Below are 23548 nucleotides of genomic sequence, written 5' to 3'. Positions count from 1 at the left end.
GCGGTGGCGGGCGCAGGGTCAGTCGCGCAAGATGAGTCGTACAAGATCAGTCGCGCTGGGCGTCGGCCTGGGTGTCGGTCGAGGTGTCATCCCCGGCGTCCGGGTGCGCGTCGGCGCAGTCGAGCCAGAACGGGAAGAAGTTGAACCACTGCAGCGGGGTGTTCTCGCACTGGCGCGTGAGCCAGGTGACGTAGCGCTGCATGGCGTCGCCGATCCAGGCCTCACGCTGGCGCCGGCCGAGGCTCTGGGTGTCGTCGAAGGTATCGAACTCGACCCGGTAGCCGTCGTGATGGCGGAAGCAGCCGATGGTGTAGACCGGGCAGCGCAGCAGGCTGGCGAGCCAGAACGGCCCCTCGGGGAAGCGCGCCGGGTGGCCCAGAAAGGACAGCGTGCGCGCCCGCCCGCTGTCACTGATCGGCACCCGGTCGGCGGCGATCACCACGAAGCCACCGTCGGCGATGCGCTGGCCGAGCTGCATCGCCGTCGAGGGTGTGATCTCGCTGACCTCGATGATCTCCGGCGGATTGTCGCGATGGGTCGAACGCGCCAGCACGGCGTCGAACTCCTGCGCGTTGCGGGTATGCATCAGCAGGGTGGCGCGGAAGTCCTCGCGCATATCGCTCATCGCGGTGCAGATCTCCATGTTGCCGACATGGGAGACGAACATCAGCCCGCCGCGGCCGCTGGAGACCGCATCGAGAAAGCGCTGGCGCGCACCCTCGGCGAATTCGACCCGGGGCGGAATGCCGCTCCAGGCGTCGATCTTGTCCATCAGGCTCTGCCCGAAGCTGCGGAAGTGACGCAGGCTGAGCCAGGTGAGCCGGCGGGGCGGGGCCCCGTGAAGATGGCGCCAGAGCCGTACCAGATAAGTGTGCGAGGCGCGCCGGTGCAGGCCGTGGGCGACATAGAAGTAGCCGATCACCAGGGTCAGCATGAACTGGAACGGCAGCCGGCCGAGGTGGCGGCGAATCCAGACCATGGTGCGCACCCCGGCGGCGCTGCCGGATTCGCGAATCCGCGACCAGTGGTTGGGATTGCTGCTGGTGGGCGTCATGAAAGCTCTCCCAGGCGGCGGCGAAGCAGAACGGGCAGGCGGATCAGCATGCCCAGCAGCAGGCGTGCATGCATGCCGGCGAGCAGCAGATTGTCGCGCCACAGGGCGAAGTGCGAGACGCCGTCCAGCGGATAGCTGACCCGTACCGGCAGGTTCTCGACCCGACCGCCCTGCCAGTACCAGCGCACCGGCAGCTCGCTGTCGAACTGCATGCGGTCGCCGCAGGGGTGGCGCGCGACCAGGCGGTTGACCGCGGCGACCGGGTAGAGCTTGACCCCGCACATGGTGTCGCGCAGCGCCAGCGACAGGGTCGCCAGCCACACCAGAACGTGGGTGAGATAGCGCGAATAGAAGCGGTGCTTGGGCACGCTCTCGTCGAACCGGGGATAGCCGATGCGCAGGATCTCGTCGCTGGCGTCGAGGCCGGCGACGAAGGGCGGCAGGTCGGCGGCTTCGTGCTGGCCGTCGGCATCCACCTGCAAGGCATGGGTGAGCCCCAGCGTCTGGGCATGGGCGAGCCCGGCGCGTACCGCGGCGCCCTTGCCACGGTTGTGCGGCAGGCGCACCAGGGTGGTCTGCTCGGCCCGTGCCAGCTCGTCGAGCAGCGCAGCGCACTCGGCGTCGCTGCCGTCGTCGACCAGGATGATCGGTAGCCCCAGCGTCTGGAGACGGGCGAAGGTCTGACCGATCGCGCCGGCGTGGTTGTAGACCGGAATCAGCACGCCGACGCGTGCCGGCGTGGCGTGGACATCAAGCGACATGGTGGCGCTCCGTGAGCGTGAGGCGGCCGCTGGCGTGCAGACCCCGCGCGCTCTCGCAGGTGATCATCAGGCTCTCGCTCTCCTTGATCCGCCGCCGGGCCAGCGTCAGGCGGAAGCGGTCTCCCGGCAGCAGCGGCTGGGGAAAGCGCAGCCGCTCGAGGCCGGCGAAGTCGGCCTCGAGCGCGAACAGGCGCCGCGCCAGCTGCATTGCCCAGTGGACCAGGGTGACGCCGGGTACCACCGGCTGGGCGTCGAAGTGGCCATCGACATAGCGGCAGTGTTCGGGGACTTCCAGCGTCACCTCGATGCCCTCCGCCAGCGTCCGCTCGCCCAGCCAGCGCGGCGCGCGGCGGTCGTCGAGGTCGGCGAACAGGCGCTCGCGCAGCGTGGCGGAGAGCTTGCCCTGGGCGTTGGTCGGCCAGGCGTCGACAAAGCGCCAGTAGCGCGGCAGGGCCGGCGTCTCGAAACGGCGTGCCAGATCGCGGCGCAGGCGCTTGACGGTGGCGCGGTGGCTGGCGTGGTCGTGGGGGAGATGGGCCGGGTCGAGCTCGACGATCGCCCCCAGCCGCAGCTCGCGCCGGTTCAGAGTGACGGTCTGGGCCCGGCGCACGCCCTCGAGCTCGCCCAGGGCGCGATCCATGGCGGTGAGCGAGAGACGCTTGCCGCCGATCTTGACGATGCGATCGGCGCGCCCGAGCAGGCGAAAGCCGCCGTCCGGGTCGAGGACGACACGGTCGGCCTGGCGCTGCCAGCTCTGCGGGTCGGCCAGGTGCGGCGAGCGCAGCCACAGGCGCTGTTCGGCATCGCTCTCGATGGCGAGCCCTGGGAAGGTGCGCCAGGTCTCGCCCTGCTGCTGCACGCGCCAGGCGATACCGCCGGTCTCGGAACTGCCGTAGACCTCGTGCACCGGGCTGCCCAGCAGCGCCTGGGCGAGATCGCTGGCCGCCCGCGAAAGCGGGGCCCCGGAGCTGTAGATGCGCCCCTGGGCGTGACGCACCGCGGGCCAGTCGATCGTGGCGGGCAGCCGTGACAGCGCCGGCGGCGCGCTGACCAGCGCTGCCTGTAGCCCGGCCCCGGCGCAGGCGGCGAGCCAGGCGTGCAGGGTTTCCGGGTAAGGGCAGGGGCGGGTGGCGAAGGGCACCCCCTCGGCCAGCGGCCGCAGGATCAGGAACAGCAGCCCGTAGATGTGCTGGTGGCTGACCTGACCGATCACCAGGTCTTCGGCGTAGGGCCACAGCGCACGCTGGGTGGTGAGTTCGGCATCGAGCTGGGCGAAGCGCTTGTCGAGGCGCTGCGGCTCGCCGGTGGAACCGGAGGTATAGAGCGTCACCGCCACCGTCGGCAGCGGCCGGTGCGACCACACCGGGTCGCGATCGCCCCCGGCGCGCAGTCCGCCGGCCAGCGTGCCCAGCGGCTGGCCCGAGTCGCGCAGCGCGGCCAGGGTGGCGGGTTGATCATCGGCGGGCAGGATCGCCTGCTCGCCGCGCTCCCAGATCGCCACCAGCGCGGCGCTGAACTCCAGCGGGTCGGGGTCGAACAGCAGCCAATGGCCGCTGCCGTCGGCATGGCTCGCAAGCAGCGCCTGCCAGGCGCCGATGCGCTGACGCCAGGCACCCATGCTGACCCAGCCGTCGGTCGCGTCGGCGGGCGGCCGCCAGGCGACCCGCGCATCGGCGTCGCGCTCGCGCCAGGGGCGCGCCTGGAGTTCAAGGTGACGCATGCGGCTCCTCGGCGTGGCGTTTCTTGACCCGCTGGCGGATGGCCCATTCGCCGGCGAACATCACCAGCATCAGCGCATAGGCGATGCCGCCGTTGTACCAGGTCCACAGGGTCATGTCGGCGTAGAGCGCGGTGGCCAGGGCCAGCGCCCCATTGACGGCGAAGAATACGCACCAGGCCTGGGTCACCCAGCGGGTGTAGCGCACCGCATGGGGCGGCAGGTCCGGTTCCTGACGTCGGGCCAGACGTTCGATCAGCGGCGGTGGGTGGCGCAGGCCGTGGGCGAACAGCATCAGCAGTGCCAGATTGAGCGCGAACGGCCACAGCCGCAGGCCCAGCTCGGCGCTACCGGTGAACAGCACCAGCGCCAGCAGCGGCAGCAGGCAGAAACCCCAGCGGCGGTGGGCGGCAGGCAGCCGCCACCATGCCACCGCGGCGAGCGCGAGCAGCAGCGGCCAGGCGCCGAGGCGCGGCAGCAGGGCGTGAACCACGAAGGGCCAGGCCAGGCCGAGCAGTGCCACCAGGCACCAGAGCAGGCGCCGCGGCCCGGCGCGACCGTCGGAGGGGGCGATCACGGCCACCGTCTCAGTTGGCGCGGCGCGCTTCGACCAGCGCGGCCAGGCTCCTCAGGTTGGCGAAGTGCTGACGTGATGACTCGGCATCCGACTCCAGGGTGATGCCGTAGCGCTTTTGCAGGGCCAGGCCGAGCTCCAGGGCATCGATCGAATCCAGCCCCAGCCCCTCGACGAACAGCGGCTCGTCGGGATCGATATCCGCAGGGGTGACGTCCTCGAGCTCCAGGGTCTCGATGATCATCTCTTTGAGTTCGTGTTCCAGCGCTGTCGTGGTCATGGGCTTACTTTCCTTGTCACCATTGTCCTTGCCACCATCATCATCGCGGGGCCGCGATCGGATCGCGGCCTCGCCCTGCTGCCGGTGCTATGCCGGCCTGCGCGCGTCGGTGGGCGACGCGCGTTACTGCTCATCAACTCATCAACACTAGCGCCGGGCGCCTTCAGGCGCCCGGCGCGAGGGTCCAGCTACGCCCGGCCAGCGGGCAGCTCAGCGGCCCGCGCCGCTGCATCAGCCAGTCGATCACATCGAGCGGCTGCAGCGCCGCGCCGTCGGCCTCGGGGGCTGCCGAGAGCGCGAGACGGCGCGCCCCCGGCGCGGGCGTCGTGCCCAGCACCAGGGCCACCGCTGCCGCCGGCGTATGCGGCGCGAAGTCGGCGAAGCGTGCCGGCACCGGCTGGTCGCCGAACACCACCAGCAGACGCTCGGTGCCATCGCTGAGATAACCCTGTGCCTCGGCCATCAGTGCCGCCCACTCCGCACCGCTGGCAGCCACCGCCTGCTGGCTGCGGCGATTGCCGCTGGCGATCGAGTAGACGCCGATGATGGCGTTGTGCACCGACAGGCCGAAGCGCGCCGGCGACAGCGGTTCGCCGGCGTCGATGGCGTAGAGCATCTCCAGCGTGCGCTCGCCGTCGCCGTGGCGCGAGGCGTGCAGGACATCGAGCTCGGCCGCCGGGTCGAGCGCGATCAGCATGTCGCACACGGCGCGGCCGATCAGATTGAGGCGGCGGCGCAGCATCGACGGAATCGCCGTGCCGGCGGGCTTGGCGCTGGTTTCCAGACGCGCCTCGCCGGCGGCATCGCGGTGCGGGGTCCAGCCTCGCCACTCCTGAACGAATAGCTCCGTCATGCGGGGTACCGACAATCCTGATCGTGAAAGCGAGCGTGAAAACAAGTGTCACGTGAGTGTCACAGATTGACGCATCATAACGGAAAACGCGTCAGGCTCCGTGCAAGGTTTATGCATTTGTGCAGCGTGCGGGGGTCAAGCGGGGCGTAAAGCGCCGGGCCTGGACCCGGCGCGCCCGGGAAGGACGATTCCACGGGCTCGGCAAGCCTACCCCCACTCACCCCGCGCCGACTTGATCTGGATTAACTTTCGCGGCCGCGGCGCTGATCACGGGGCCATGCCGTGGCCCCGCTCACGGATGCGCCAAGCCTACGCATGCCGATAACGCTTGCCAACCCGGGCTCGAAAAATGTTGTACAAGACTTTTGCAGGGTGCTATTCTCTCCAAGGTAAAGTTAGGGATCAGGAAGATCCCAGGCGCAGGACGCGCACACGCCACGGATGGCGTGCCGCCGCAGGGACGCGCGGCGAGACGGCAGGTTGCGATGCCGTCATGTAGATGGATTCGACCCGATAGGTTCTCTTTGATGCCCGGCTGCCCGCTGGGCATTGTTTTTTGTGGGGTCGTCGCGGGGGATCACTCGCTTCCTTCGCCCCGGCTCAGCGGCTGCACGGATCGTCGACCGGCACCTCGCGCGGGCGGAAGCGGCGGGCGGCGGCGTCGACCGCGATGTTGAGCCCGGCGGTGATCAGCAGCAGAAAGAGTGCCTGATCGAACATCAGATACTCGAAGCTGGAGTCGATGTAGAACCCCAGCGTGGCGACGCCGAGCATGCCCAGCAGCGCGGTCTCGCGCAGGATCACTTCGGCGCGGTAGCACAACAGTGCCAGCAGATTGGGGTAGAGCCGCGGCAGCAGCTCATAGGCGTAGCGCCCCGACGCCGGCAGCCCGGACATGCCCGGCGTGAGGCCATCGGCGTGGCGCGCCACCAGGAAGGCGATCAGCGCGCCGTTGTGCAGCGCCAGTGCCAGCCACGCCGGCAGCATCGATGGCCCCAGCAGCAGCAGCAAGACGAACGCCAGCATCAGCTCCGGAGTCGAACGCGCCACCACCAGGGTCAGCCGGCCCAGCCCCCGGCTGGCTCGGTTGCCGAAATGGCGGCTGGCCAGCGGCCACAGCAGCAGCGCCAGCACCAGACTCCCCACCATCCCCATCAGCGCCAGCAGCAGGGTGTTGCCGATCGCCGGCAGCAGGTCCGGCATGTCGCGCACCCAGGCCACCAGCCCTGCCGGGTCACCGGCGAGCAGCGGTGCCGGCCACAGGTCGTGGCTGACGAAGCGCCACAGCAGCGCGCCGTCGACCTGGGGCCAGGGCCCGAGCCAGTAGAGCCCGGCGACCAGCAGCAGCGGCAACAGGCGGCGATGCCCCCACCAGTGCAGCGTCGCGATCATCAGATAGAAGATCCACAGCAGGGCCCCGGCTTCGCCGAAGCGGCCCTCGCGGAAGGCACTCTCGAGATAGAACCCCAGCGTCGGCAGGCCGACGAAGCCGAGCAGCACGCTGGCGCGCATGGCGCACTCGAAGCGGTAGCGGGTATAGCTCGCCAGGCGCTCCCACACCAGCGGCAGCTCGGCATAGATGAAGCGTGACAGACGGTCGACGCCGGCGGGCAGGGCGGCTGAGGGTGCGCGCGGTGTCAGCTCAAGGATCTCGGCATAGACCTTGGCGAAGATCCCGGCATAGGGGATCGCCAGCGCGGCCAGTGCGGTGACCGCCGAGAGCCCGAACACCTGCAGGAACAGCAGGGCCCAGAACAGTTCGTGGATCGCGCGGACGAAGGCACACAGCGCGCGCAGCGTGCGCGAACGCGGAAACAGCAGCGCCAGCGGGAACCCCAGCAGCGCGCCGAGGAAGGTGCCCCACAGCGCCACGCTGACGGTGAGGGCGATGGCGTGGAGCGGGTTCTCCAGGGCCAGCCAGTCGGGCCAGGCCAGGCCGCGGGCCATGCGCCACAGCTCCGCCCAGGGGTCGGCGGCGGTGACTTCGAGGTCGGCCAGCGGCAGCAGCAGCAGACACAGGATTACCAGCGCCAGCGAGCGCCGGGCGAGGGTAAGGCCGGGGCTGTCGCCACGCAGCCAGCCGGGGGCGGTGCTCATGCGGACGTTGCGGCGGCGCTGGTCGAGGCGTCGGGGTAGAGCGCATCGAGATCGGCCAGGGTGAGTTCACGGCTGGCGGCATCCAGCTGGACCTGGCCGTCGCGCAGCCCGATCACCCGGTCGAAGTGGCTCAGCGCCAGGCGGTGCTGGTGCAGCGCGATGACGCTGGTGGCGTGCTGGCGCTGGATCCGCTGCAGCAGGCGCAGGGCCTGGTGCGGGTCGACGCTGGCCAGCGGCTCGTCACCGAGGAAGATCTCGCGCTGCTGATAGAGGGCGCGGGCGATCGCCACGCGCTGACGCTGGCCGCCGGAGAGGCGCTCCACCGGTCGGCGCAGCAGGCCGTCGAGGCCGAGCTCGGCGCACAGCGACTCCACCGCCTGCCAGGCTTCACGGTTCGGCCGCAGCAGGTTGAGCAGGTTGGCCAGGGCGCCTTGGCGCTCCAGCCGGCCCATATAGACGTTGTGGTAGACCGAGAGCAGCGGCACCAGGCCGTGGCTCTGTGGGCACCAGGCGGCGAGCGGGTCCAGCCGGGCGCGGATGGCCCCCAGCAGCGTCGACTTGCCGGCGCCGCTCTGGCCCAGCAGGGCTACCTGCTGGCCGCGCGCCAGGGTCAGCGACAGTCCTGGCAGTACGACCCGGTCGGCATGCCCCAGGTCGTCACCGTCGAAGTGAAGGAGTGTCACGCGCGCTCAGCGCAGCACGCCGATCGACTCACCGACCTCCTCGATCGGCGCATAGTCGGCGTTGCTGGCTGGGATGAAACCGGAGCGCGGGAAGCTCTCGAGCAGGGCGGGGTCGGTCATGTCGAGCAGCGCCTTGCGTACCTTGGCGCTGAAGCCCTCGCCGTAGCGTGCGTCGACATCGCCGCGCAGGGTCCACTGATAGTCGGGATAGGTGGGCGACTTCCAGATCACTGCCACCTTGTCGGTATCCACCCGGCCATCGGCGACCGCCGCCTGCCACACGGTGAAGTTGACCGCGCCGACGTCATAGGTGCCGGACTCGACCAGGGCGATGGTGCGCGAGTGGTCGCCGGAGAAGCCGACCCGCGAGAATACCTGCTCGGGGGCCGCATCGAAGCGCTGGCGGATGAAGTGCTCGGGCATCAGCCGCCCCGAGGTCGAGGTCTTGGCACCGAAGGTGAAGCTGTGGCCGCGCACCGCCTCGGGCAGCGCCGTCTCGGAAGGAGCGATGTCGGCTTGCCGATTGGCGATGAAGTAGCTGCGGAACTCGGCGTCCTCCTGGCCCTGGGCGATCGCCTGGGAGCCGGGTACCAGGCGGCGCGCCTGCACCCCGGAGAGGCCGCCGAACCAGGCCAGCTGCACCTGGTCGTTGCGGAAGGCGGTCACCGCCGCGCCGTAGGAGGTCACCGGCACGTATTCGACCTCGACCCCGAGCTTGTCCGAGAGATAGTCGGCGACCTTGGAGAAGCGCTCGACCAGGCGCGACTGATCTTCGTCCGGAATCGCGGTGAAGCGGAAAGTGTCGGCTTGCGAGACGCTGCCGACCAGCATCAGAGCCAGAGCGAACAACCAGCGCATGGCGTGACCTCGAGAAAGGTGTGTCATCGGGAAGGCGCAGTCGCGAGCCAACGGCTCGGGTGCGCGCCTCGGGCGCCTATGGTAACCGCTTTTGCCTATGATCTTTAAGGTGTCTCGTGGTGCGCTTCAGCGCCCAGTAGGCGGGAACTTGGTCGGGCGCAAGCTCTCCTTGATCTTGCGCAGATGCGGCAGGAACGACTTGCCGCGGCGCAGCGTGACGCCGGTGGCGAGCACGTCGATCAGCGCCATGTGGATCATGCGTGAGGCCATCGGCATGTAGACCTCGGTGTCCTCGGCCAGATCGACCGGCAGCAGATCGGTGCACACGTCGGCCAGCGGCGAGCCCTCGCGGGTGATGCCGATCACGGTGGCACCGCTCTCGCTGGCGAGCTGGGCCACCTCGACCAACTCGCGGGTGCGCCCGGTATAGGAGATCACCACGATGACGTCGCCGGTATGCGCAGCGGCGGCGATCATGCGCTGGGTCAGCACGTCGTTGTGCGCCGAGACCGGCAGATTGAAGCGGAAGAACTTGTTGTGGGCGTCGAAGGCGGCGGGGGCCGAGGCGCCGAGGGCGAAGAAGTTGATCTGACGCGCCTGCGAGAGATGATCGACCACACGCTCGATGCGTTTGGGGTCGACCGTGCGCCGCGCTTCGTCGAGGGCGGCGATGGTCGCACCGATGATCTTGTCGGTGTAGGCGCTGGCGTCGTCGTCGCTCTCCACGCTGCGGCTGACATAGGGCGTACCGCCGGCCAGACTCTGCGCCAGCTGGATCTTGAAGTCGGGATAACCCTTGGTGTCGAAGTTGCGGCAGAATCGGTTGACGGTCGGTTCGCTCACCGTGGCAGCCTGTGCCAGAGTGGCTATGCTCATGCCAATCGCGGCATTGGGGTCGCGCAGAATCACGTCGGCGACCTTGCGTTCCGATCGGTTCAGCTCGTCGATCCGCGTTCGGATCCGGGCGATGAGATCGTGGTTGGCCATGCTAGCGGTGAGTCTCCTGGCAGCGGGGCGTGCCATCACTGTTTGACACAAACCCTGCATCCTAGCCCGCGGCGCCGGTGGCGCCAAGCGATGCTGGACGAGCGCTCGACCGCAAACGGTAAGTTAGTGACCGAATCGAGCGTCGTCGTGGGCATGTGATGCGCAAGTCGCGTGTCAACTCGGCCCGGAATGGCGTATTTTATTCGTAAATTAACCACTCAAGCGGAGGGAGGCAATGTCTCGAGAGGCAACGCCCAATGTGGATCTGGCGCTGTTCGGGGCGCTGGGTGATCTGGCGCTACGCAAGCTCTACCCGGCACTCTACCATCTCGACCGGGATGGTCTGCTGGGCGAGCAGACGCGCATTCTCGGCCTGGCCCGACGCGAGAAAGACGCCGACAGCTTCCGTGAGACGGTGCTGGGCATGCTCAAGAAGCGGGTCAAGCCGAAGGAGCAGGATCAAGCCTGCATCGACCGCTTCCTGGCGCGCCTGGACTACTGCCAGCTCGACTTCGATACCGTCGACGGCTATGAGCAGATCCGTGACTGGCACGCCCGCAGCGCCGATGACCAGTGCCCGCTGACCGTCTATCTGGCGGTGCCGGCGAGCATCTACGGCGCCATCTGCGCCAACCTGGAGCGCAGCGGCAGTCTCGACGACGCCTCGCGCGTGGTGGTCGAGAAGCCGATCGGTTACGACCTCGCCTCCTCCCACGAAATCAACGACGCCATCGGCGCGGTCTTCCCCGAGTCGCGGATCTATCGCATCGACCACTACCTGGGCAAGGAGACGGTGCAGAACCTGATCGCGCTGCGCTTCGCCAACCCGATGTTCGGCAACCAGTGGAACCAGAGCCAGATCTCCCACGTCGAGATCACCGTGGCCGAGCAGGTCGGCATCGAGGGGCGCTGGGGCTACTTCGACAAGGCGGGTCAGCTGCGCGACATGGTCCAGAACCATCTGCTCCAGCTGCTCACCATGCTGGCCATGGACCCGCCGGCCAACCTCGACGCCGACGCCATCCGCGACGAGAAGGTCAAGGTGCTCAAGGCGCTCAAGCCGATCGAGGGCGAGGCGCTCAATCGCCACGTGGTGCGCGGCCAGTACGTCGCCGGCGCCATCGACGGCGAGAACGTGCCCGGCTATCTGGAGGAAGAGGACGCCAATACTGCCAGCACCACCGAGACCTTCGTCGCCATGCGCCTCGAGGTCGCCAACTGGCGCTGGGCCGGCGTGCCTTTCTACCTGCGCACCGGCAAGCGCATGCCGGAGAAACTGTCGCAGATCGTCATCCACTTCCGTCAGCAGCCGCACTACATCTTCGATCCCGACCAGCGCAACCTCGCCGCCAACAAGCTGGTGATCCGGCTGCAGCCGGAAGAGGGCATCGCGCTGCAGGTGCTGACCAAGGATGGCGGGCTCGACAAGGGCATGCGTCTGCGCCCCGGCCCGCTGCACCTCGACTTCAACCACGCCTTCCCCAAGGCGCGTATCCCCGACGCCTACGAGCGCCTGCTGCTGGAAGTGATGAAGGGGCAGCAGTACCTGTTCGTACGCCGCGATGAGGTCGAGTATGCCTGGAAGTGGGTCGACCAGCTGATCGACGGCTGGGAGAAGCGCGATATCCCGCCGCGGCGCTATCCCGCGGGCTCCTGGGGGCCGGTGGCGTCGATCGCCATGATCACCCAGGACGGGCGCTCCTGGTATGAAGACTATTGAGTATGAAGACTACTGAGTATGAAGACGGCTGAGTATGAAAACTGCTGACAGCGGCCGTGAGCGCCTCGGCGCGCAGCTCGCCGAGGCCGCCGCCGCGGCGCTTGCCGCCGATCTCGCGAGCCAGCCGCGGGTGCTGCTGGTGCTCTCCGGCGGCACGACCCCGGCGCCGTTCTTGCGCCGCCTCGCCGCGCAGCCGCTCGACTGGTCGCGGGTCGATGTCACTCTGGCCGATGAGCGCTGGGTCGACGCCGATCACCCCGACAGCAATGCGCGCCTGCTGCGTGAGACGCTGCTGACCGGGCCGGCGGCAGCGGCGACCCTGCACCCGCTGACCAGTGCCCACGCCACGCCGGAGGAGGGCGTGGCGAGCGTGGCCGAGCGTCTCGATACGCTGCCATGGCCGGCCAGCCTGGTGGTACTGGGAATGGGCGGCGATGGCCACACCGCTTCGCTGTTCCCCGACAGCCTCGAACTGGGGCTGGCGTTGTGCAGCGACGAGGCGGTGGTGGCGGCGCGTGCGCCCAGCGCCAACCACCCCCGAATCACCCTGAGCGCCGCGCGTCTGCACGCCGCCCGGCGGCATGCGCTGCATATCGTCGGCGACGCCAAGCGCACGGTGCTGGCCCGGGCGCTGGCGGGGGACGACGTGCGCGAACTGCCGATCCGGGCCTTTCTGAGCTGCCCGCTGGCGATCTACTGGGCACCCTGAGCAGGGCGGCCACGGGGGTTAGGGCGCCGACGCTCTGGGCTCACCGGCTAGCGGGGCCCGTCACCGATCATTCAACGAGGAACCTTGTCATGTCATCCACCACCCGTCTCCTGCCGCAGGCGCAGATCGATCGTCTCGACGCCATCTGCCGTGCCACCTCGATCATCCCGGTGCTGGTCATCGAGCGTCTCGACCACGCCGTGCCGCTGGCGCAGGCGCTGGTCGACGGTGGCCTCGACGTTCTCGAGATCACCTTGCGCACCGACTGCGCGGTGGAGGCGATGCAGCGCATCCGTGAGGCGCTGCCTGAGGTCACCCTGGGCGCCGGCACCGTGCTCGGTGTCGAGCAGTACCGGATCTGCGAGGAGCTCGGGGTCGACTTCGTGGTCACTCCGGGCACCACGCCGGCGCTGTTCGAGCACGGCATCGCCAGCGAGGTACCGCTGCTGCCGGGGGTGGCCACGGTCTCCGAGGTCGTCACCGGCTGGGAGCGCGGCTATCGCCGCTTCAAGTTCTTCCCCGCCGAGGCCAACGGCGGTGCCAAGGCGCTCAAGTCGTTCGGCGGGCCACTGCCCGAGGCACTGTTCTGCCCCACCGGCGGGGTGACCGTCGACAACGCCGCCGACTATCTGGCACTGCCCAACGTAATGTGTGTGGGCGGCTCGTGGATGGCGCCGAAGGCGCTGGTCGATCAGGAGGCGTGGGCCGAGATCACACGCTTGACCCGTGAAGCGACGCAGCGCTATCCGCGCTAGGTACCGTCTGAAACGGATGGCTTCTGACACGTCCTGTTGCTGAAAAGTACTGCGCTCGCGGCTTTACCAGGTGGCCTGCCGTCACGCGCTGGATGCATCGAACATCGAGAGAGGGTTGCCCATGACTTCTACGTCGCACTCTGAAGCGCCACGCGTGGCGGTCGTTACCGGTAGCTCCAGCGGGATCGGGCGTGCCGTGGTCGAGACGCTGGCCGCCCGTGGCCAGCGCGTGCTGGCGGTGGATTTCAACCCCGAGGGCAGGGCGGTGGCCGAGTCTGCCGGTGCGCACTTTTTCGAGGCGGATCTGACCGACGGCGCTCAGTGCCGCGGTGCCATCGACACTGCGCTTGAGGCGTTCGGCGGCGTCGATATTCTGGTCAACAATGCCGGTATCCAGCATGTTGCCGATATCGCCCACTTCCCCGAGGAGAAGTGGCGCCAGATTCTCGATCTGATGCTCACCGCGCCCTTTCTGCTCACTCAGGCGGCGTGGCCCCATATGCAGCGTGGCGGTTGGGGGCGGATCGTCAATGTCGCCTCGATCCACGCCAAGGTGGCCTCGCCGGGCAAGGCGGCCTACGTCAGCGCCAAGCATGGCTTGATCGGCCTGACCCGCACCGCGGCACTGGAAGGCGGCGAGCACGGTATCACCGCCAACGCCATCTGCCCGGCCTACGTGCGCACGCCGCTGGTGGAGAAGCAGATCGCCGACCAGGCGCGTCTGAACGCCATGGACGAGGCCGAGGTGGTGGAGAAGATCATGCTCGCCGGGGCCGCGGTCAAGCGCCTGATCGAACCCGCCGAGGTCGCCGAGCTGGTGGCCTACCTGGTCTCCGATGGCGCCGCGGCGGTGACCGGGGCGGATTGGGGGATCGATCTGGGGTGGACGGCCCGCTAAGCGCGAGAGCCTCGCGGGCCGCCGTGGGTCGGGATCAGCTGCGTTCGATCGCGGTGGCGACACCCTGGCCGCCGCCGATGCACAGCGTGGCCAGCCCGCGTGCGACGTCGCGGCGCTGCATCTCGTAGAGCAGCGTGACCAGCACGCGGGCCCCTGAGGCGCCGATCGGATGGCCCAGCGCAATGGCGCCGCCGTTGACGTTGACCTTGTCGGCCGACCAGCCGAGCTCCTTGGCCACCGCCAGGGTCTGGGCGGCGAAGGCTTCGTTGGCCTCGACCAGATCGAGCTGCGCGAGCGTCCAGCCGGCCCGTTCCAGACAGCGCCGGGTCGCCGGTACCGGGCCGATGCCCATGGTGGCGGGGTCGACCGCGGCGTTGGCGCTGGCGCGGAGGGTCGCCAGCACCGGCAGGCCCAGCTCGCGGGCGCGTGCCGCGCTCATGATCAACAGCGCGCTGGCGCCGTCGTTGATCGCTGAGGCGTTGCCGGCGGTGACCGTTCCCTCCTTGCGAAAGGCCGGCTTGAGCTTGGCCAGCGATTCGGCACTGACGCCCTCGCGCGGCTGCTCGTCACGCTCGACGATGATGGCGTCGCCGCGCCGCTGGGGTACCGCGACCGGGGTGATCTCGGCGTCGAAGCGCCCGGCGTCGCGGGCGGCCACCGCGCGGCGCTGGGACTCGGCAGCGTAGGCGTCCTGGGCCTGGCGCGAGATCGCGTACTGCTCGGCCAGGTTCTCCGCGGTGATGCCCATGTGGTAGTCGTTGAAGACGTCCCACAGGCCGTCCTGAATCATGCTGTCGAGCAGTTCGGCGTGCCCCATGCGCAGGCCGGTGCGCGCCTTGGGCAGCACATAGGGCGCCAGGCTCATGTTCTCCATGCCACCGGCGACGACGATCTCGGCATCGCCGCAGCGGATCGCCTGGGCCGCCAGATGCACTGCCTTGAGCCCGGAGCCGCACACCTTGTCGATGGTCATCGCCGGCACGCCGTCGGGCAGGCCGGCTTCGATCGCTGCCTGGCGCGCGGTGTTCTGGCCCAGGCCGGCGCGCAGCACATGGCCCATGATCACTTCGTCGACGCTCGCCGGGTCGATGCCGTCGAGCACCCGACGGATCACCGTGGCCCCCAGGGTGACGGCGGGCACGCTGGAAAGTGCACCCTGGAAGGTGCCGATGGGGGTCCGCGTGGCGGCGACGATGACCGCGTCGCGGTCGTGGTGGGTATCAGGCATGCTGTGTCTCCCGCTGGTCGATCAGCTCGCAGCCGGTGGCCTCTCGGATCTCCTCGAAGGTCACCTCGGGGGCCAGCTCGACCAACGCCAGGCCCTGGTCGGTGACGTCCATCACGCCGAGATCGGTGATGATGCGGTCGACCACGCCGACGCCGGTCAGCGGCAGGCTGCACTCATCGAGAATCTTGTGTTCGCCCTTGGCGGTGTGGGTCATCAGCACCACCACGCGCTGGACCCCGGCGACCAGATCCATGGCGCCGCCCATGCCCTTGACCATCTTGCCCGGGATCATCCAGTTGGCCAGATCCCCCTTGGCCGAGACCTGCATCGCGCCGAGGATCGCCAGATTGATCTTGCCGCCGCGGATCATGGCGAAGGACTCCGCGTTGTCGAAGTAGCTCGAGCCGGGCAGGGCGGTGACGGTCTGCTTGCCGGCGTTGATCAGATCCGGGTCGACGGTCTCCGCGGTGGGGAAGGGGCCGATACCGAGCAGGCCGTTCTCCGACTGCAGCCACACCTCCATGCCCTCGGGGATATAGTTGGCCACCAGCGTCGGCTGGCCGATCCCCAGATTGACGTAGAAGCCGTCGCGCAGTTCGCCGGCGGCGCGTTGCGCCATCTCTTCCTTGTTCCAGGCCATCTCAGTTGCCCTCCCTCAGGGTGCGTTTCTCGATGCGTTTCTCCGGGGTCGGGTTGTGCACCAGACGATGGACGAAGATACCCGGCAGGTGGATGTCGTCGGGGTCGAGGGCGCCGGTCTCGACGATCTCCTCGACCTCGGCGACGCACACCCGGCCAGCCATGGCGGCGAGCGGGTTGAAGTTGCGCGCGGTCTTGTTGAAACGCAGATTGCCGGCGCGGTCGGCGACCTGCGCCTTGACCAGCGCCACGTCCACCGGCAGGCCGCGCTCCATCACATAGTGCTCGCCGTCGAACTCCCGCACCTCCTTGCCTTCGGCGATCTTGGTGCCGTAGCCGGTGCGGGTGTAGAAAGCGGCGATCCCGGCCCCGCCGGCGCGCAGGCGCTCGGCCAGGGTGCCCTGGGGGCAGAACTCGAGTTCCAGTTCGCCGGAGAGGTACTGGCGTTCGAACTCCTTGTTCTCGCCCACGTAGGAGGAGAGCATCTTCTTGATCTGACGGGATTCGAGCAGCAGTCCCAGGCCGAAGCCGTCGACGCCGGCGTTGTTGCTGGCCACGGTCAGGTCGCGCTTGCCGCTGTCGCGCAGGGCCTGAATCAGCGCTTCGGGGATACCGCACAGGCCGAAGCCGCCGACGGCCAGGGTCATGCCATCCTCGATCAGGCCATCGAGCGCGGCCTGCGCACTGGGGTAGCATTTGCCGCGCTGGCGGCTCTCTTGCGTCTCGGCGGTTTGGGTCATGGTGGGCCTCGGTGTGAGCGTTGGCGTTGTACTGTGCGGGTCATGACGACCTCGGTGTCTATGACTATGACCGCTCCTCGCGCTGTTATTAAATTTATTTTCGCCGATAATTATCGAGGTTTTCTCATTAATGAGGCGTTTTGATGACCGTCAAACAGCTCCGTGCCTTTCTCGCGGTGGCCCAGACCCTGAGTTTCGCCAAGGCCTGTGAGCGGCTGCATGTGACCCAGTCGGCGCTCAGCCTGGCGGTCAAATCGCTGGAGTCTCAGCTCGGCGGGGCACTCTTCTCGCGCACCACCCGCCAGGTGCGGCTGACACCGGAGGGGGAGACGCTGCTGCCGCTGGCGCGGCGTCTGCTGGCGGAGTGGGACGACGTCGAGGACGCCATGCGTCGGCGCTTCCACCTGCAGCAGGGGCATCTGGCGATCGCCGCCATGCCGTCGTTCGCCTCCAACCGCCTGCCGCCGCTGATCGCCGCCTTCCGTCAGCGCCACCCGAGCATCGGTGTGACCATCCATGACGTGATCAACGAGCAGGTGGTGGAGATGGTGCTGACCCAGCGGGTCGAGTTCGGGATCGCCTTCGCGCCGCCGGCGCAGCAGGCGCTGGCCTTCACGCCGCTCTATCTCGACCGCTTCGTCGCCGCGGTGCCGCCGGATTCGGCGTTGGCGGTGGCGAGCGAGGTCTCGTGGGCGACGCTGCTCGATCACCCGTTCATCACCCTGCAGCGGCCGTCACAGGTGCGCGTGGCGCTGGAACGCCAGCTGGCGCGGCACGGGGTGAGCCTGCCGGTGGCGTTCGAGAGCCACCAACTGGCTACCGTGGGCCAGCTGGTCGACAAAGGACTGGGCGTGAGCGCGGTGCCGGCGCTGTGTCGCGAGCAGATGGAGGCCCTGGGGGTGCGCTGTCTGGCGCTTCGTGACCCGGTGATCGAGCGGCCGGTCGGCGTCGTTACCCGCGCCGACCAGCAGCTCTCCTCCACCGCGAGCGCCTTTCACGCGCTACTGGTGGGATCAGGTGGGGAGGTCGTCGAGGTCTGAGCTGCCCGGCAGCGCGGCGAAGGCGCCGGCCCGCGTGGCGGTGAAGGCGCCGCAGCGGGTGGCGAAGGTGAGCGCCGCTTCCAGTTGGGTGTCGTCGGCGAGCCAGTCGGTGAGTGTCTCGCAGGTGACGTCGGCGCGGGACAGGGACGCCAGCAGGCCGCCGATGAAGGCGTCCCCCGCGGCGGTGGTGTCGACCGCCTTGACCTGGGGCGGTGACACCTGCAGCCGGCGCTCGGCGAGATGTGCCACCACCGGACCGGGGCCATCGGTGATCACGATCATGCGCGTGCCGCGGGCCAGCCTGGCGCTGATCCACTCGTCGACGCCCCGGTCGCCGCGTAGTTGGTCGAGCTCCTCCCGGGAGAGCTTGATCAGGTGGGCGCGCTCGAGCAGCTGCTCGACCAGCGCCACGTCGACCCGGCCCTGGGGCCATAGCAGCGGGCGCAGGTTGGCGTCGACGCTGATCAGACAGCCGCCACGGCGGGCGATACTGGCCAGATCCAGGGTGGTGCGGGCGATCTCGGTATCGGTGAGGCTGTTGCTGCACAGGTGCACCAGTGCCGGCTCGGCGAAGATGCCCGAGGGCAGGTGTTCGCGGCGGTAGAGCAGATCTGCCGCCGGCGGCCGGTAGAAGTCGAACTGGCGTTCGCCCTCGCTATCGCGAGAGACGAAGGCGAGGGCAGTGCGCGCCGCGCGGGTGCGCACCACGTGCTGGGTATCGACACCGTGGGCGTCGAGTGCCTCGACGATGAAGTCGCCGAAGCGGTCGTCGCCGATCATGCCCAGGAACACGCTGGGCAGGCCCTGACGAGCGCAGGCCACGGCCGCATTGGCGGGCGCGCCGCCTGCATAGGGGGTGAATGTCTCGGGCCCGGTGTCGTCGCCCAGGCGGCTGGAGAGCATATCGACGAGGGCTTCGCCGAAGGCGATGATGGGGGTCATGGTGTTAGCGATCTCCATGGCGGTCTTGTGGACACGCTGCCTCAATGCCTGCGCGAGCGAGTCGCTTTGTGGCGTGATACGGGGGTGCCAGCGCGGTCGAACACTCGTCTGATCCGATCTCATGACTCGTGTTCTGCGTGCCGTGCGCCGCGCGTACCCTCTCGCTCAGCGATTAATTCAGCGTTTCCCCGGATCCAGGTGGTGGCCAATCAGCGCCGGCGGTACTCAGGGCACCCGGTGGCTGCGTGCTTCCTCGAGCAGGGCAAACCAGGTCGGGCGGTCGAGTTCGAGATTACCGTTCGCCAGCAGACTTTCGATACGTTTTTCGTTCAAGGTGCCGATGACCGGGATCGGCCGCCCCGGCAGGCGCCGCAGCCAGGCCAGCGCGAGCCCGGCGGTGGTCGAGTCGAGACGCTCGGCGAGCTGGGAGAGCGCGCTGCCGAGCACGTCCTCGAACACCGAGCCGCCGCCCAGCGGCGACCACGCCATGGGCGCGAGGCCATCGGCGACGATGGCGTCGTAGAAGCCGTCGAACAGGGCATCCGGATGGGCCAGCGAGAGCTTCAACTGGTGCGCCCCCAGGCGGTGGTGCATCGCCGCCTGCAGGCGCCGCCACTGCTCGGGAAGGAAGTTGGAGACCCCCACTGTGCCCACCTTGCCGGCGTCGATGGCGGCGTCGAGGGCGCGGCCGGTGGCCTCGGCGTCCATCAGCGGATCCGGCCGGTGAAGCAGATAGTGGTCGAGCCGCTCGACCCCGAGGCGGGCGAGGGAGCCGTCGATGCTGGCGCCGAGATAGTCCGCTGAGGTGTCGTAGTGCTTGACCCCGAACGCGGAGCGATCGCGCCTGGGCAGCACGATGCCGCCCTTGGTGACGAGATGGATCTGTGCCCTGAGTGCCGGGCGCCGCCGCAGGGCGTCGCCGAAGCGTTGCTCGCACTGCTGGTCGGCGTAGATATCGGCGTGGTCGAACCAGTTGAGCCCCTGGTCGACGCGGCGTTGCAGCCAGTCGCCGAGCGTTTCGGGATCGGCGAACTCGGGGCGCTCGTGAAGACGCATCGTGCCTAGGATGAAGGGGACGTCGAATACCGGCGTCTCAGTCATGATCGGATGCCTTGACGATGGTGGTGGCCAGCAGGTGCTGCCCGTCGGGGACCAGCCAGACAGGGTCGACCCGGGTGCAGGCGGCCTCGACGCAGAGGAAGCGTTGGCCGACCTCGGCAGGGGTATCTCCCGGCAGGCCCTCGCCCGGATGCCACACCACGGTGGAGTCGCTGCCCTGCTTGGTGATCAGCAGGCGCCGCTGGCCGTCGTCCAGCACCACCGGGCGGTTGGACTGGTAGATGCGATCCAGCGCGCCGCGGATACCCAGCTCGCCCTGCTGTTGCTTCTCGGCGAAGCGCTCGAGCTTGTCCAGATAGCGCGCGCCTGCCAGTCCCTCGACGCGGCAGCGATGCGTATCGGCGACCGCGAAGTAGGTGTGCAGCGCGCCGGTCAGCTTGACCGGCGTGGTGCCGGTGTGGCGGGTGAACAGCTCGACGCTGAGCTTGTGCGCGTTGGCGTGGACCACCACATTGGGTGTCAGCTCGTCGTGCAGGCGTTCCTGCGGCGAGAGATGGATCTCGACCCCGCTGCCGGAGATATCCTCGTCGACCGCGTCCAGGCGCCACTCGGCGGTGCGCGCCGGGCCGTGCATCGGCCCCTTGCCGTCAGGCGACTCATCGGCGAACCACGGCCAGCACAGCGGAATACCGCCGCGAATCGCCCCCGGCAGCGCCTGTGGCGTGGGCGTCACCCAGAGCCAACCATCCTGCGGGTCGGGCACCGGCCGGTCGCCTGCGGCATCGGGCGGGAAAGGCAAAAAGTGCAGGAGCTGCGCGCCCTGCAGCGAGAGCGCGAGTTGGCCCCAGTCGGCATTGATCAGCAGCACTCGGCGGCCTTCCCAGGTCGTCTCGCGCTGGCCGTCGGTCGCCGCGATCAGATCGGCGAGCGTATCGGGAATCATGTCACTTCCTCGTTATGCAGAGCTTCCGCCGCGCCCAGCAGGCCGGTCCACGGCGCCGTCACCACCCAGGTGGGGATGCCGGCAGTGTAAGCGCTCAGCCGTCCCTTGTCGGCAAAGGCGCGGCGGAAATCGCTGCGCGGCAGCCACTCGATCAGGCGCGGCGTGATGCCGCCACAGAGATAGACCCCGCCCAGCGCGCCCAGGGTGAGTGCGGCGTCGCCGCAGACGCTGCCCAGAATCTTGAGAAAGCGCATCAGCGTCTCGCGCGCGACCCGATCGCCGGCCCGCGCCGCACCGGTGACCTCGGCGGGGGAGTTGTAGCCGGGAGTGACGCCCAGCAGCGCGGCGTGGGCGAGATAGAGATCGAGCAGTCCCTGGCCGCACAGCAGGCGCTCGATCGAGACCCGGCCATAGCGTGCGCGGAAGAAGTCCAGGATCTGACGCTCGCGCTCGTCGGTGGGGGCGAAGGTGGCGTGGCCGCCCTCGGTGGTCAACGGGATCCAGTGGCGCTGGCTCGGCACCAGGCCGGCCATGCCCAGGCCGGTCCCCGGGCCGATCACCAGCCGCGGGCGGCGCGGCTCGGCCTCGCCGTCACCCACCGGCGTCAGGTCCTTGGCATCGATATGGGGGATGCCCAGGGCCTGGGCGGTGAAGTCGTTGATGACCTTGAAGGTACCCAGGCCCAGCGTTTCTGCGACCGCCTTCTTGGAGAACGCCCAGTCGTTGTTGGTCATCTTGACCCAGTCTTCGTGCACCGGGCAGGCGAAGGCCAGGCACGCCTCGCTGGGGGGCTCAGCGCCGACCTTCTCGAGGTAGGCCTGGATCGCTTCGACCAGCCCTGCGTAATGATTGCAGGGCAGGGTCTCGATCGCCTGCAGCTCGACGCTGCCGGGGGCGACCAGGGCGAAGCGGGCGTTGGTCCCGCCGATATCGCCGATCAAGGCGAGTGTCGTCATGAGTGCCCTCCGGGCAGATCGGCGGCGTCGAAGCCACCGAAGACGGCGGCCCCTTCTTCGGCGCCGCCGACCAGTTGTCTGAAGCCGGCGAAGAGTTCGCGGCCCATGCCGTGATGATAATGATCCAGGTCGCAGATTGCAGGTTCGCGACTGGCCCATTCGGCGGCGTCGACCAACGCGCGGAGTTCACCGTTGTCCGGATCGAGGCTGACCACGTCGCCGTCGCGCAGATAGGCCAGCGGGCCGGCGTCGACCGCTTCCGGGGTGACATGGATGGCCGCCGGGACCTTGCCCGAGGCGCCCGACATGCGCCCGTCGGTGACCAGGGCGACGCGGTGGCCGCGATCCTGCAGCACCCCCAGGAAGGGCGTCAACTGATGCAGCTCGGGCATGCCATTGGCCCGCGGCCCCTGGAAGCGCACCACCACGATCACGTCGCGGTCGAGTTCGCCGCCTTCGAACGCCGCCTTGACCTGGCTCTGGTCGTCGAAGATGCGCACCGGCGCCTCGACGCGACGCTGTTCCGGCTTGACCGCGGAGACCTTGATCACGCCGCGGCCCAGGTTGCCGTCGAGTACCGCCAGGCCGCCGGTGGGGGAGAAGGCCCGGGCCACCGGACGCACCACCTCTTCGTCGAGGCTCTCGCGGGTCCCTTCGCGCCACACCAGCTGGTCGCCGTCGAGGAACGGCTCCTGGGTGTAGGCGTGCATGTCGGTACCGAAGGCGCTCTTGACGTCGGCGTGCATCAGCCCCGCCCCGAGCAGCTCGCGCACCAGCAGGCTGACCCCGCCGGCGGCATGGAAGTGGTTCACGTCGGCCTGGCCGTTGGGATAGATCCGGGTCAGGCTGGGGATCACCGTCGACAGCTCGGCGAAGTCGTCCCAGGTGATGGTGATGCCGACCGCCGCGGCCATCGCCACCAGGTGGAGGGTGTGGTTGGTCGAGCCGCCGGAGGCGAGCAGGCCGATCATCGCGTTGACGATCGCCTTGGCAGTGATCTGGCGATAGAAGGGGTGGTAGTCGCCGCCCTGTTCGCTGTTGCGAATCACCTGCTCGGTGCCGTAGCGGGTGATGGCGTCGCGCAGCGGGGTGCCGGGATTGACGAAGGAGGTGCCCGGCAGGTGCAGCCCCATCATCTCCAGCATCAGCTGGTTGGAGTTGGCGGTACCGTAGAAGGTGCAGGTGCCGGGGCTGTGATAGGACTCCGACTCCGCCTCGAGCAGCGCATCGCGGCCGACCTTGCCTTCGGCATAGAGCTGGCGGATGCGCGATTTCTCGTTGTTGGGCAGACCGCTGGGCATGGGGCCGGCGGGGACGAACAGCGCCGGCAGATGGCCGAAGCGGGCCGCGCCGATGAACAGTCCCGGCACGATCTTGTCGCATACACCGAGGTAGAGGGCGCCGTCGAACATGTTGTGCGACAGCGCCACGGCGGTGGCCATGGCGATCACGTCACGGGAGAAGAGTGACAGCTCCATGCCGGGCTGGCCCTGGGTGACACCGTCGCACATCGCCGGCACGCCACCGGCGAACTGGGCGGTGCAGCCCATGCCGCGGGCGGCCTGCTTGATCAGCTCGGGGAAGTGTTCGAGGGGTTGGTGCGCCGAGAGCATGTCATTGTAGGAGGAGACGATGCCGATGTTGGCGCTGTTCATCAGCTTGAGACTGTTCTTGTCGCCGGCGCCGCAGGCGGCGAAGCCGTGGGCCAGGTTGCCGCAGGAGAGCTCGCCGCGATGCACGCCACGCCGGTGCTGGCGCGCCATGCGTTCCTCATAGAGGCGACGACGGTCGGCGGAACGGTCTTCGATACGTCGAGTCACGCGGTCGATCGTGGGGTTGAGCATCAGGGTCTGCCTCATCGAGCTGTCGTGGTTGTTTGGTAAACTTACCAAAAAAAATGCCCGGTAGCCGTGAATGCGGCGTTGGTATTAGTCTTTCGGGGTAATATTTTTTCATGGCGCGATGTTCTAGACTGTCAGCAGTCAAGGACTATCGTCAGTTCAGGCTTCGAGACTGCCCCGGGTTGCCGCAGTGCCCCGGCCTCGTGACCCATCG

General features: G+C 68.6%; 23 protein-coding genes. 5 read left to right on the top strand and 18 right to left on the bottom strand.

The window, feature by feature from the left end; all coding sequences use genetic code 11:
* Window positions 1-46 precede the first annotated feature (46 nt).
* The 10 genes from DOM67_RS05235 to hexR all read right to left on the bottom strand — a co-directional run bounded on the left by DOM67_RS05235 (window position 47) and on the right by hexR (window position 9864).
* A complete protein-coding gene (locus DOM67_RS05235) occupies window positions 47-1054 on the bottom strand; it encodes a glycosyl transferase (protein ID WP_110674605.1) in 1008 nt (335 codons plus the stop codon).
* Window positions 1051-1815 carry a glycosyltransferase family 2 protein gene (locus tag DOM67_RS05230; RefSeq protein ID WP_110674604.1) on the bottom strand — a complete coding sequence of 255 codons (765 nt, stop codon included), beginning with the start codon at window positions 1813-1815 and terminating at the stop codon, window positions 1051-1053. Before DOM67_RS05230 ends, DOM67_RS05235 begins: the two co-directional genes overlap by 4 nt.
* Window positions 1805-3535 (bottom strand): AMP-binding protein, encoded by a 1731-nt coding sequence (locus DOM67_RS05225; protein WP_232825146.1) that lies wholly within the window; start codon window positions 3533-3535, stop codon window positions 1805-1807. Before DOM67_RS05225 ends, DOM67_RS05230 begins: the two co-directional genes overlap by 11 nt.
* Window positions 3522-4109, bottom strand: coding sequence for a hypothetical protein (locus tag DOM67_RS05220; protein WP_232825145.1), 588 nt, complete (start codon window positions 4107-4109; stop codon window positions 3522-3524). The genes DOM67_RS05225 and DOM67_RS05220 overlap by 14 nt, the downstream gene beginning before the upstream one ends.
* A gap of 10 nt (window positions 4110-4119) precedes the next feature.
* Window positions 4120-4386, bottom strand: a complete 267-nt coding sequence (locus DOM67_RS05215; RefSeq protein WP_110674603.1) for a phosphopantetheine-binding protein — start codon at window positions 4384-4386, stop codon at window positions 4120-4122.
* A gap of 163 nt (window positions 4387-4549) precedes the next feature.
* Entirely contained in the window at window positions 4550-5239 is a 690-nt protein-coding gene (locus tag DOM67_RS05210) for a beta-ketoacyl synthase chain length factor (protein WP_110674602.1), read from the bottom strand.
* A gap of 600 nt (window positions 5240-5839) precedes the next feature.
* Window positions 5840-7336: an ABC transporter permease gene (locus DOM67_RS05205; RefSeq protein WP_110674601.1), complete on the bottom strand. Its 1497-nt coding sequence runs from the start codon at window positions 7334-7336 to the stop codon at window positions 5840-5842.
* On the bottom strand, window positions 7333-8019 hold the full coding sequence (locus tag DOM67_RS05200; RefSeq protein WP_110674600.1) for an ATP-binding cassette domain-containing protein: 687 nt from the start codon (window positions 8017-8019) through the stop codon (window positions 7333-7335). Before DOM67_RS05200 ends, DOM67_RS05205 begins: the two co-directional genes overlap by 4 nt.
* Before the next feature lie 6 nt (window positions 8020-8025).
* The gene (locus DOM67_RS05195) at window positions 8026-8877 is read right to left on the bottom strand and encodes a putative selenate ABC transporter substrate-binding protein (protein ID WP_110674599.1); all 852 of its coding nucleotides are present in this window, start codon (window positions 8875-8877) and stop codon (window positions 8026-8028) included.
* A gap of 126 nt (window positions 8878-9003) precedes the next feature.
* On the bottom strand, window positions 9004-9864 hold the full coding sequence (gene hexR / locus DOM67_RS05190; RefSeq protein WP_110674598.1) for a transcriptional regulator HexR: 861 nt from the start codon (window positions 9862-9864) through the stop codon (window positions 9004-9006).
* 235 nt (window positions 9865-10099) lie between these two features.
* Here hexR and zwf point away from each other — a divergent pair, with 235 nt between their 5' ends.
* From zwf to DOM67_RS05170, 4 genes are all read left to right on the top strand, one after another.
* On the top strand, window positions 10100-11584 hold the full coding sequence (gene zwf / locus DOM67_RS05185; RefSeq protein ID WP_110674597.1) for a glucose-6-phosphate dehydrogenase: 1485 nt from the start codon (window positions 10100-10102) through the stop codon (window positions 11582-11584).
* Between the two features lie 34 nt (window positions 11585-11618).
* Window positions 11619-12293, top strand: coding sequence for a 6-phosphogluconolactonase (gene pgl / locus DOM67_RS05180; RefSeq protein ID WP_110674596.1), 675 nt, complete (start codon window positions 11619-11621; stop codon window positions 12291-12293).
* A gap of 89 nt (window positions 12294-12382) precedes the next feature.
* Window positions 12383-13048, top strand: a complete 666-nt coding sequence (locus DOM67_RS05175; protein ID WP_110674595.1) for a bifunctional 4-hydroxy-2-oxoglutarate aldolase/2-dehydro-3-deoxy-phosphogluconate aldolase — start codon at window positions 12383-12385, stop codon at window positions 13046-13048.
* A 121-nt stretch (window positions 13049-13169) separates the two neighbouring features.
* Window positions 13170-13946 carry a 3-hydroxybutyrate dehydrogenase gene (locus DOM67_RS05170; protein WP_110674594.1) on the top strand — a complete coding sequence of 259 codons (777 nt, stop codon included), beginning with the start codon at window positions 13170-13172 and terminating at the stop codon, window positions 13944-13946.
* Between the two features lie 34 nt (window positions 13947-13980).
* On the opposite strand, the gene DOM67_RS05165 is transcribed toward DOM67_RS05170, so the two are convergent.
* Genes DOM67_RS05165 through DOM67_RS05155 form a run of 3 tightly spaced genes read right to left on the bottom strand, consistent with a single transcriptional unit; the run spans window position 13981 to window position 16553 of the window.
* Complete coding sequence (locus DOM67_RS05165; RefSeq protein WP_110674593.1) at window positions 13981-15174, bottom strand: acetyl-CoA C-acetyltransferase; 1194 nt, start codon at window positions 15172-15174, stop codon at window positions 13981-13983.
* Window positions 15167-15814 (bottom strand): CoA transferase subunit B, encoded by a 648-nt coding sequence (locus DOM67_RS05160; protein ID WP_110674592.1) that lies wholly within the window; start codon window positions 15812-15814, stop codon window positions 15167-15169. The genes DOM67_RS05165 and DOM67_RS05160 overlap by 8 nt, the downstream gene beginning before the upstream one ends.
* A 1-nt stretch (window position 15815) precedes the next feature.
* Window positions 15816-16553 carry a CoA transferase subunit A gene (locus DOM67_RS05155; protein WP_110674591.1) on the bottom strand — a complete coding sequence of 246 codons (738 nt, stop codon included), beginning with the start codon at window positions 16551-16553 and terminating at the stop codon, window positions 15816-15818.
* Window positions 16554-16696: 143 nt separating this feature from the next.
* On the opposite strand from DOM67_RS05155, the gene DOM67_RS05150 reads away from it, so the two are divergent.
* Window positions 16697-17593 carry a LysR family transcriptional regulator gene (locus tag DOM67_RS05150; protein WP_110674590.1) on the top strand — a complete coding sequence of 299 codons (897 nt, stop codon included), beginning with the start codon at window positions 16697-16699 and terminating at the stop codon, window positions 17591-17593.
* On the opposite strand, the gene DOM67_RS05145 is transcribed toward DOM67_RS05150, so the two are convergent.
* The 5 genes from DOM67_RS05145 to edd all read right to left on the bottom strand — a co-directional run bounded on the left by DOM67_RS05145 (window position 17567) and on the right by edd (window position 23352).
* Window positions 17567-18535: a carbohydrate kinase gene (locus tag DOM67_RS05145; RefSeq protein ID WP_110674589.1), complete on the bottom strand. Its 969-nt coding sequence runs from the start codon at window positions 18533-18535 to the stop codon at window positions 17567-17569. The two genes, DOM67_RS05150 and DOM67_RS05145, sit on opposite strands and share 27 nt — an antisense overlap.
* 225 nt (window positions 18536-18760) lie before the next feature.
* On the bottom strand, window positions 18761-19636 hold the full coding sequence (locus DOM67_RS05140) for an aldo/keto reductase (RefSeq protein ID WP_110674588.1): 876 nt from the start codon (window positions 19634-19636) through the stop codon (window positions 18761-18763).
* Window positions 19629-20537, bottom strand: coding sequence for a D-hexose-6-phosphate mutarotase (locus tag DOM67_RS05135; protein ID WP_110674587.1), 909 nt, complete (start codon window positions 20535-20537; stop codon window positions 19629-19631). The genes DOM67_RS05140 and DOM67_RS05135 overlap by 8 nt, the downstream gene beginning before the upstream one ends.
* Window positions 20534-21493, bottom strand: coding sequence for a glucokinase (gene glk, locus DOM67_RS05130; RefSeq protein ID WP_110674586.1), 960 nt, complete (start codon window positions 21491-21493; stop codon window positions 20534-20536). The genes DOM67_RS05135 and glk overlap by 4 nt, the downstream gene beginning before the upstream one ends.
* Window positions 21490-23352 carry a phosphogluconate dehydratase gene (gene edd / locus DOM67_RS05125; RefSeq protein WP_110674585.1) on the bottom strand — a complete coding sequence of 621 codons (1863 nt, stop codon included), beginning with the start codon at window positions 23350-23352 and terminating at the stop codon, window positions 21490-21492. The genes glk and edd overlap by 4 nt, the downstream gene beginning before the upstream one ends.
* Between the last annotated feature and the right edge of the window lie 196 nt (window positions 23353-23548).

The sequence above is a fragment of the Salinicola sp. RZ23 genome (assembly GCF_003206675.1).
Classification (GTDB): Bacteria; Pseudomonadota; Gammaproteobacteria; order Pseudomonadales; family Halomonadaceae; genus Salinicola; species Salinicola endophyticus.
This window is presented reverse-complemented; position numbering and strand designations above follow the sequence as displayed.

What these genes read in the sequence shown, in the direction of transcription:
- DOM67_RS05235 (WP_110674605.1), bottom strand. Translation starts at nt 1,054, where the DNA reads ATGACGCCCACCAGCAGCAATCCCAACCACTGGTCGCGGATTCGCGAA.
- DOM67_RS05230 (WP_110674604.1), bottom strand. Translation starts at nt 1,815, where the DNA reads ATGTCGCTTGATGTCCACGCCACGCCGGCACGCGTCGGCGTGCTGATT.
- DOM67_RS05225 (WP_232825146.1), bottom strand. Translation starts at nt 3,535, where the DNA reads ATGCGTCACCTTGAACTCCAGGCGCGCCCCTGGCGCGAGCGCGACGCC.
- DOM67_RS05215 (WP_110674603.1), bottom strand. Translation starts at nt 4,386, where the DNA reads ATGACCACGACAGCGCTGGAACACGAACTCAAAGAGATGATCATCGAG.
- DOM67_RS05210 (WP_110674602.1), bottom strand. Translation starts at nt 5,239, where the DNA reads ATGACGGAGCTATTCGTTCAGGAGTGGCGAGGCTGGACCCCGCACCGC.
- DOM67_RS05205 (WP_110674601.1), bottom strand. Translation starts at nt 7,336, where the DNA reads ATGAGCACCGCCCCCGGCTGGCTGCGTGGCGACAGCCCCGGCCTTACC.
- DOM67_RS05195 (WP_110674599.1), bottom strand. Translation starts at nt 8,877, where the DNA reads ATGCGCTGGTTGTTCGCTCTGGCTCTGATGCTGGTCGGCAGCGTCTCG.
- hexR (WP_110674598.1), bottom strand. Translation starts at nt 9,864, where the DNA reads ATGGCCAACCACGATCTCATCGCCCGGATCCGAACGCGGATCGACGAG.
- zwf (WP_110674597.1), top strand. Translation starts at nt 10,100, where the DNA reads ATGTCTCGAGAGGCAACGCCCAATGTGGATCTGGCGCTGTTCGGGGCG.
- pgl (WP_110674596.1), top strand. Translation starts at nt 11,619, where the DNA reads ATGAAAACTGCTGACAGCGGCCGTGAGCGCCTCGGCGCGCAGCTCGCC.
- DOM67_RS05175 (WP_110674595.1), top strand. Translation starts at nt 12,383, where the DNA reads ATGTCATCCACCACCCGTCTCCTGCCGCAGGCGCAGATCGATCGTCTC.
- DOM67_RS05170 (WP_110674594.1), top strand. Translation starts at nt 13,170, where the DNA reads ATGACTTCTACGTCGCACTCTGAAGCGCCACGCGTGGCGGTCGTTACC.
- DOM67_RS05165 (WP_110674593.1), bottom strand. Translation starts at nt 15,174, where the DNA reads ATGCCTGATACCCACCACGACCGCGACGCGGTCATCGTCGCCGCCACG.
- DOM67_RS05160 (WP_110674592.1), bottom strand. Translation starts at nt 15,814, where the DNA reads ATGGCCTGGAACAAGGAAGAGATGGCGCAACGCGCCGCCGGCGAACTG.
- DOM67_RS05155 (WP_110674591.1), bottom strand. Translation starts at nt 16,553, where the DNA reads ATGACCCAAACCGCCGAGACGCAAGAGAGCCGCCAGCGCGGCAAATGC.
- DOM67_RS05150 (WP_110674590.1), top strand. Translation starts at nt 16,697, where the DNA reads ATGACCGTCAAACAGCTCCGTGCCTTTCTCGCGGTGGCCCAGACCCTG.
- DOM67_RS05145 (WP_110674589.1), bottom strand. Translation starts at nt 18,535, where the DNA reads ATGACCCCCATCATCGCCTTCGGCGAAGCCCTCGTCGATATGCTCTCC.
- DOM67_RS05140 (WP_110674588.1), bottom strand. Translation starts at nt 19,636, where the DNA reads ATGACTGAGACGCCGGTATTCGACGTCCCCTTCATCCTAGGCACGATG.
- DOM67_RS05135 (WP_110674587.1), bottom strand. Translation starts at nt 20,537, where the DNA reads ATGATTCCCGATACGCTCGCCGATCTGATCGCGGCGACCGACGGCCAG.
- glk (WP_110674586.1), bottom strand. Translation starts at nt 21,493, where the DNA reads ATGACGACACTCGCCTTGATCGGCGATATCGGCGGGACCAACGCCCGC.
- edd (WP_110674585.1), bottom strand. Translation starts at nt 23,352, where the DNA reads ATGAGGCAGACCCTGATGCTCAACCCCACGATCGACCGCGTGACTCGA.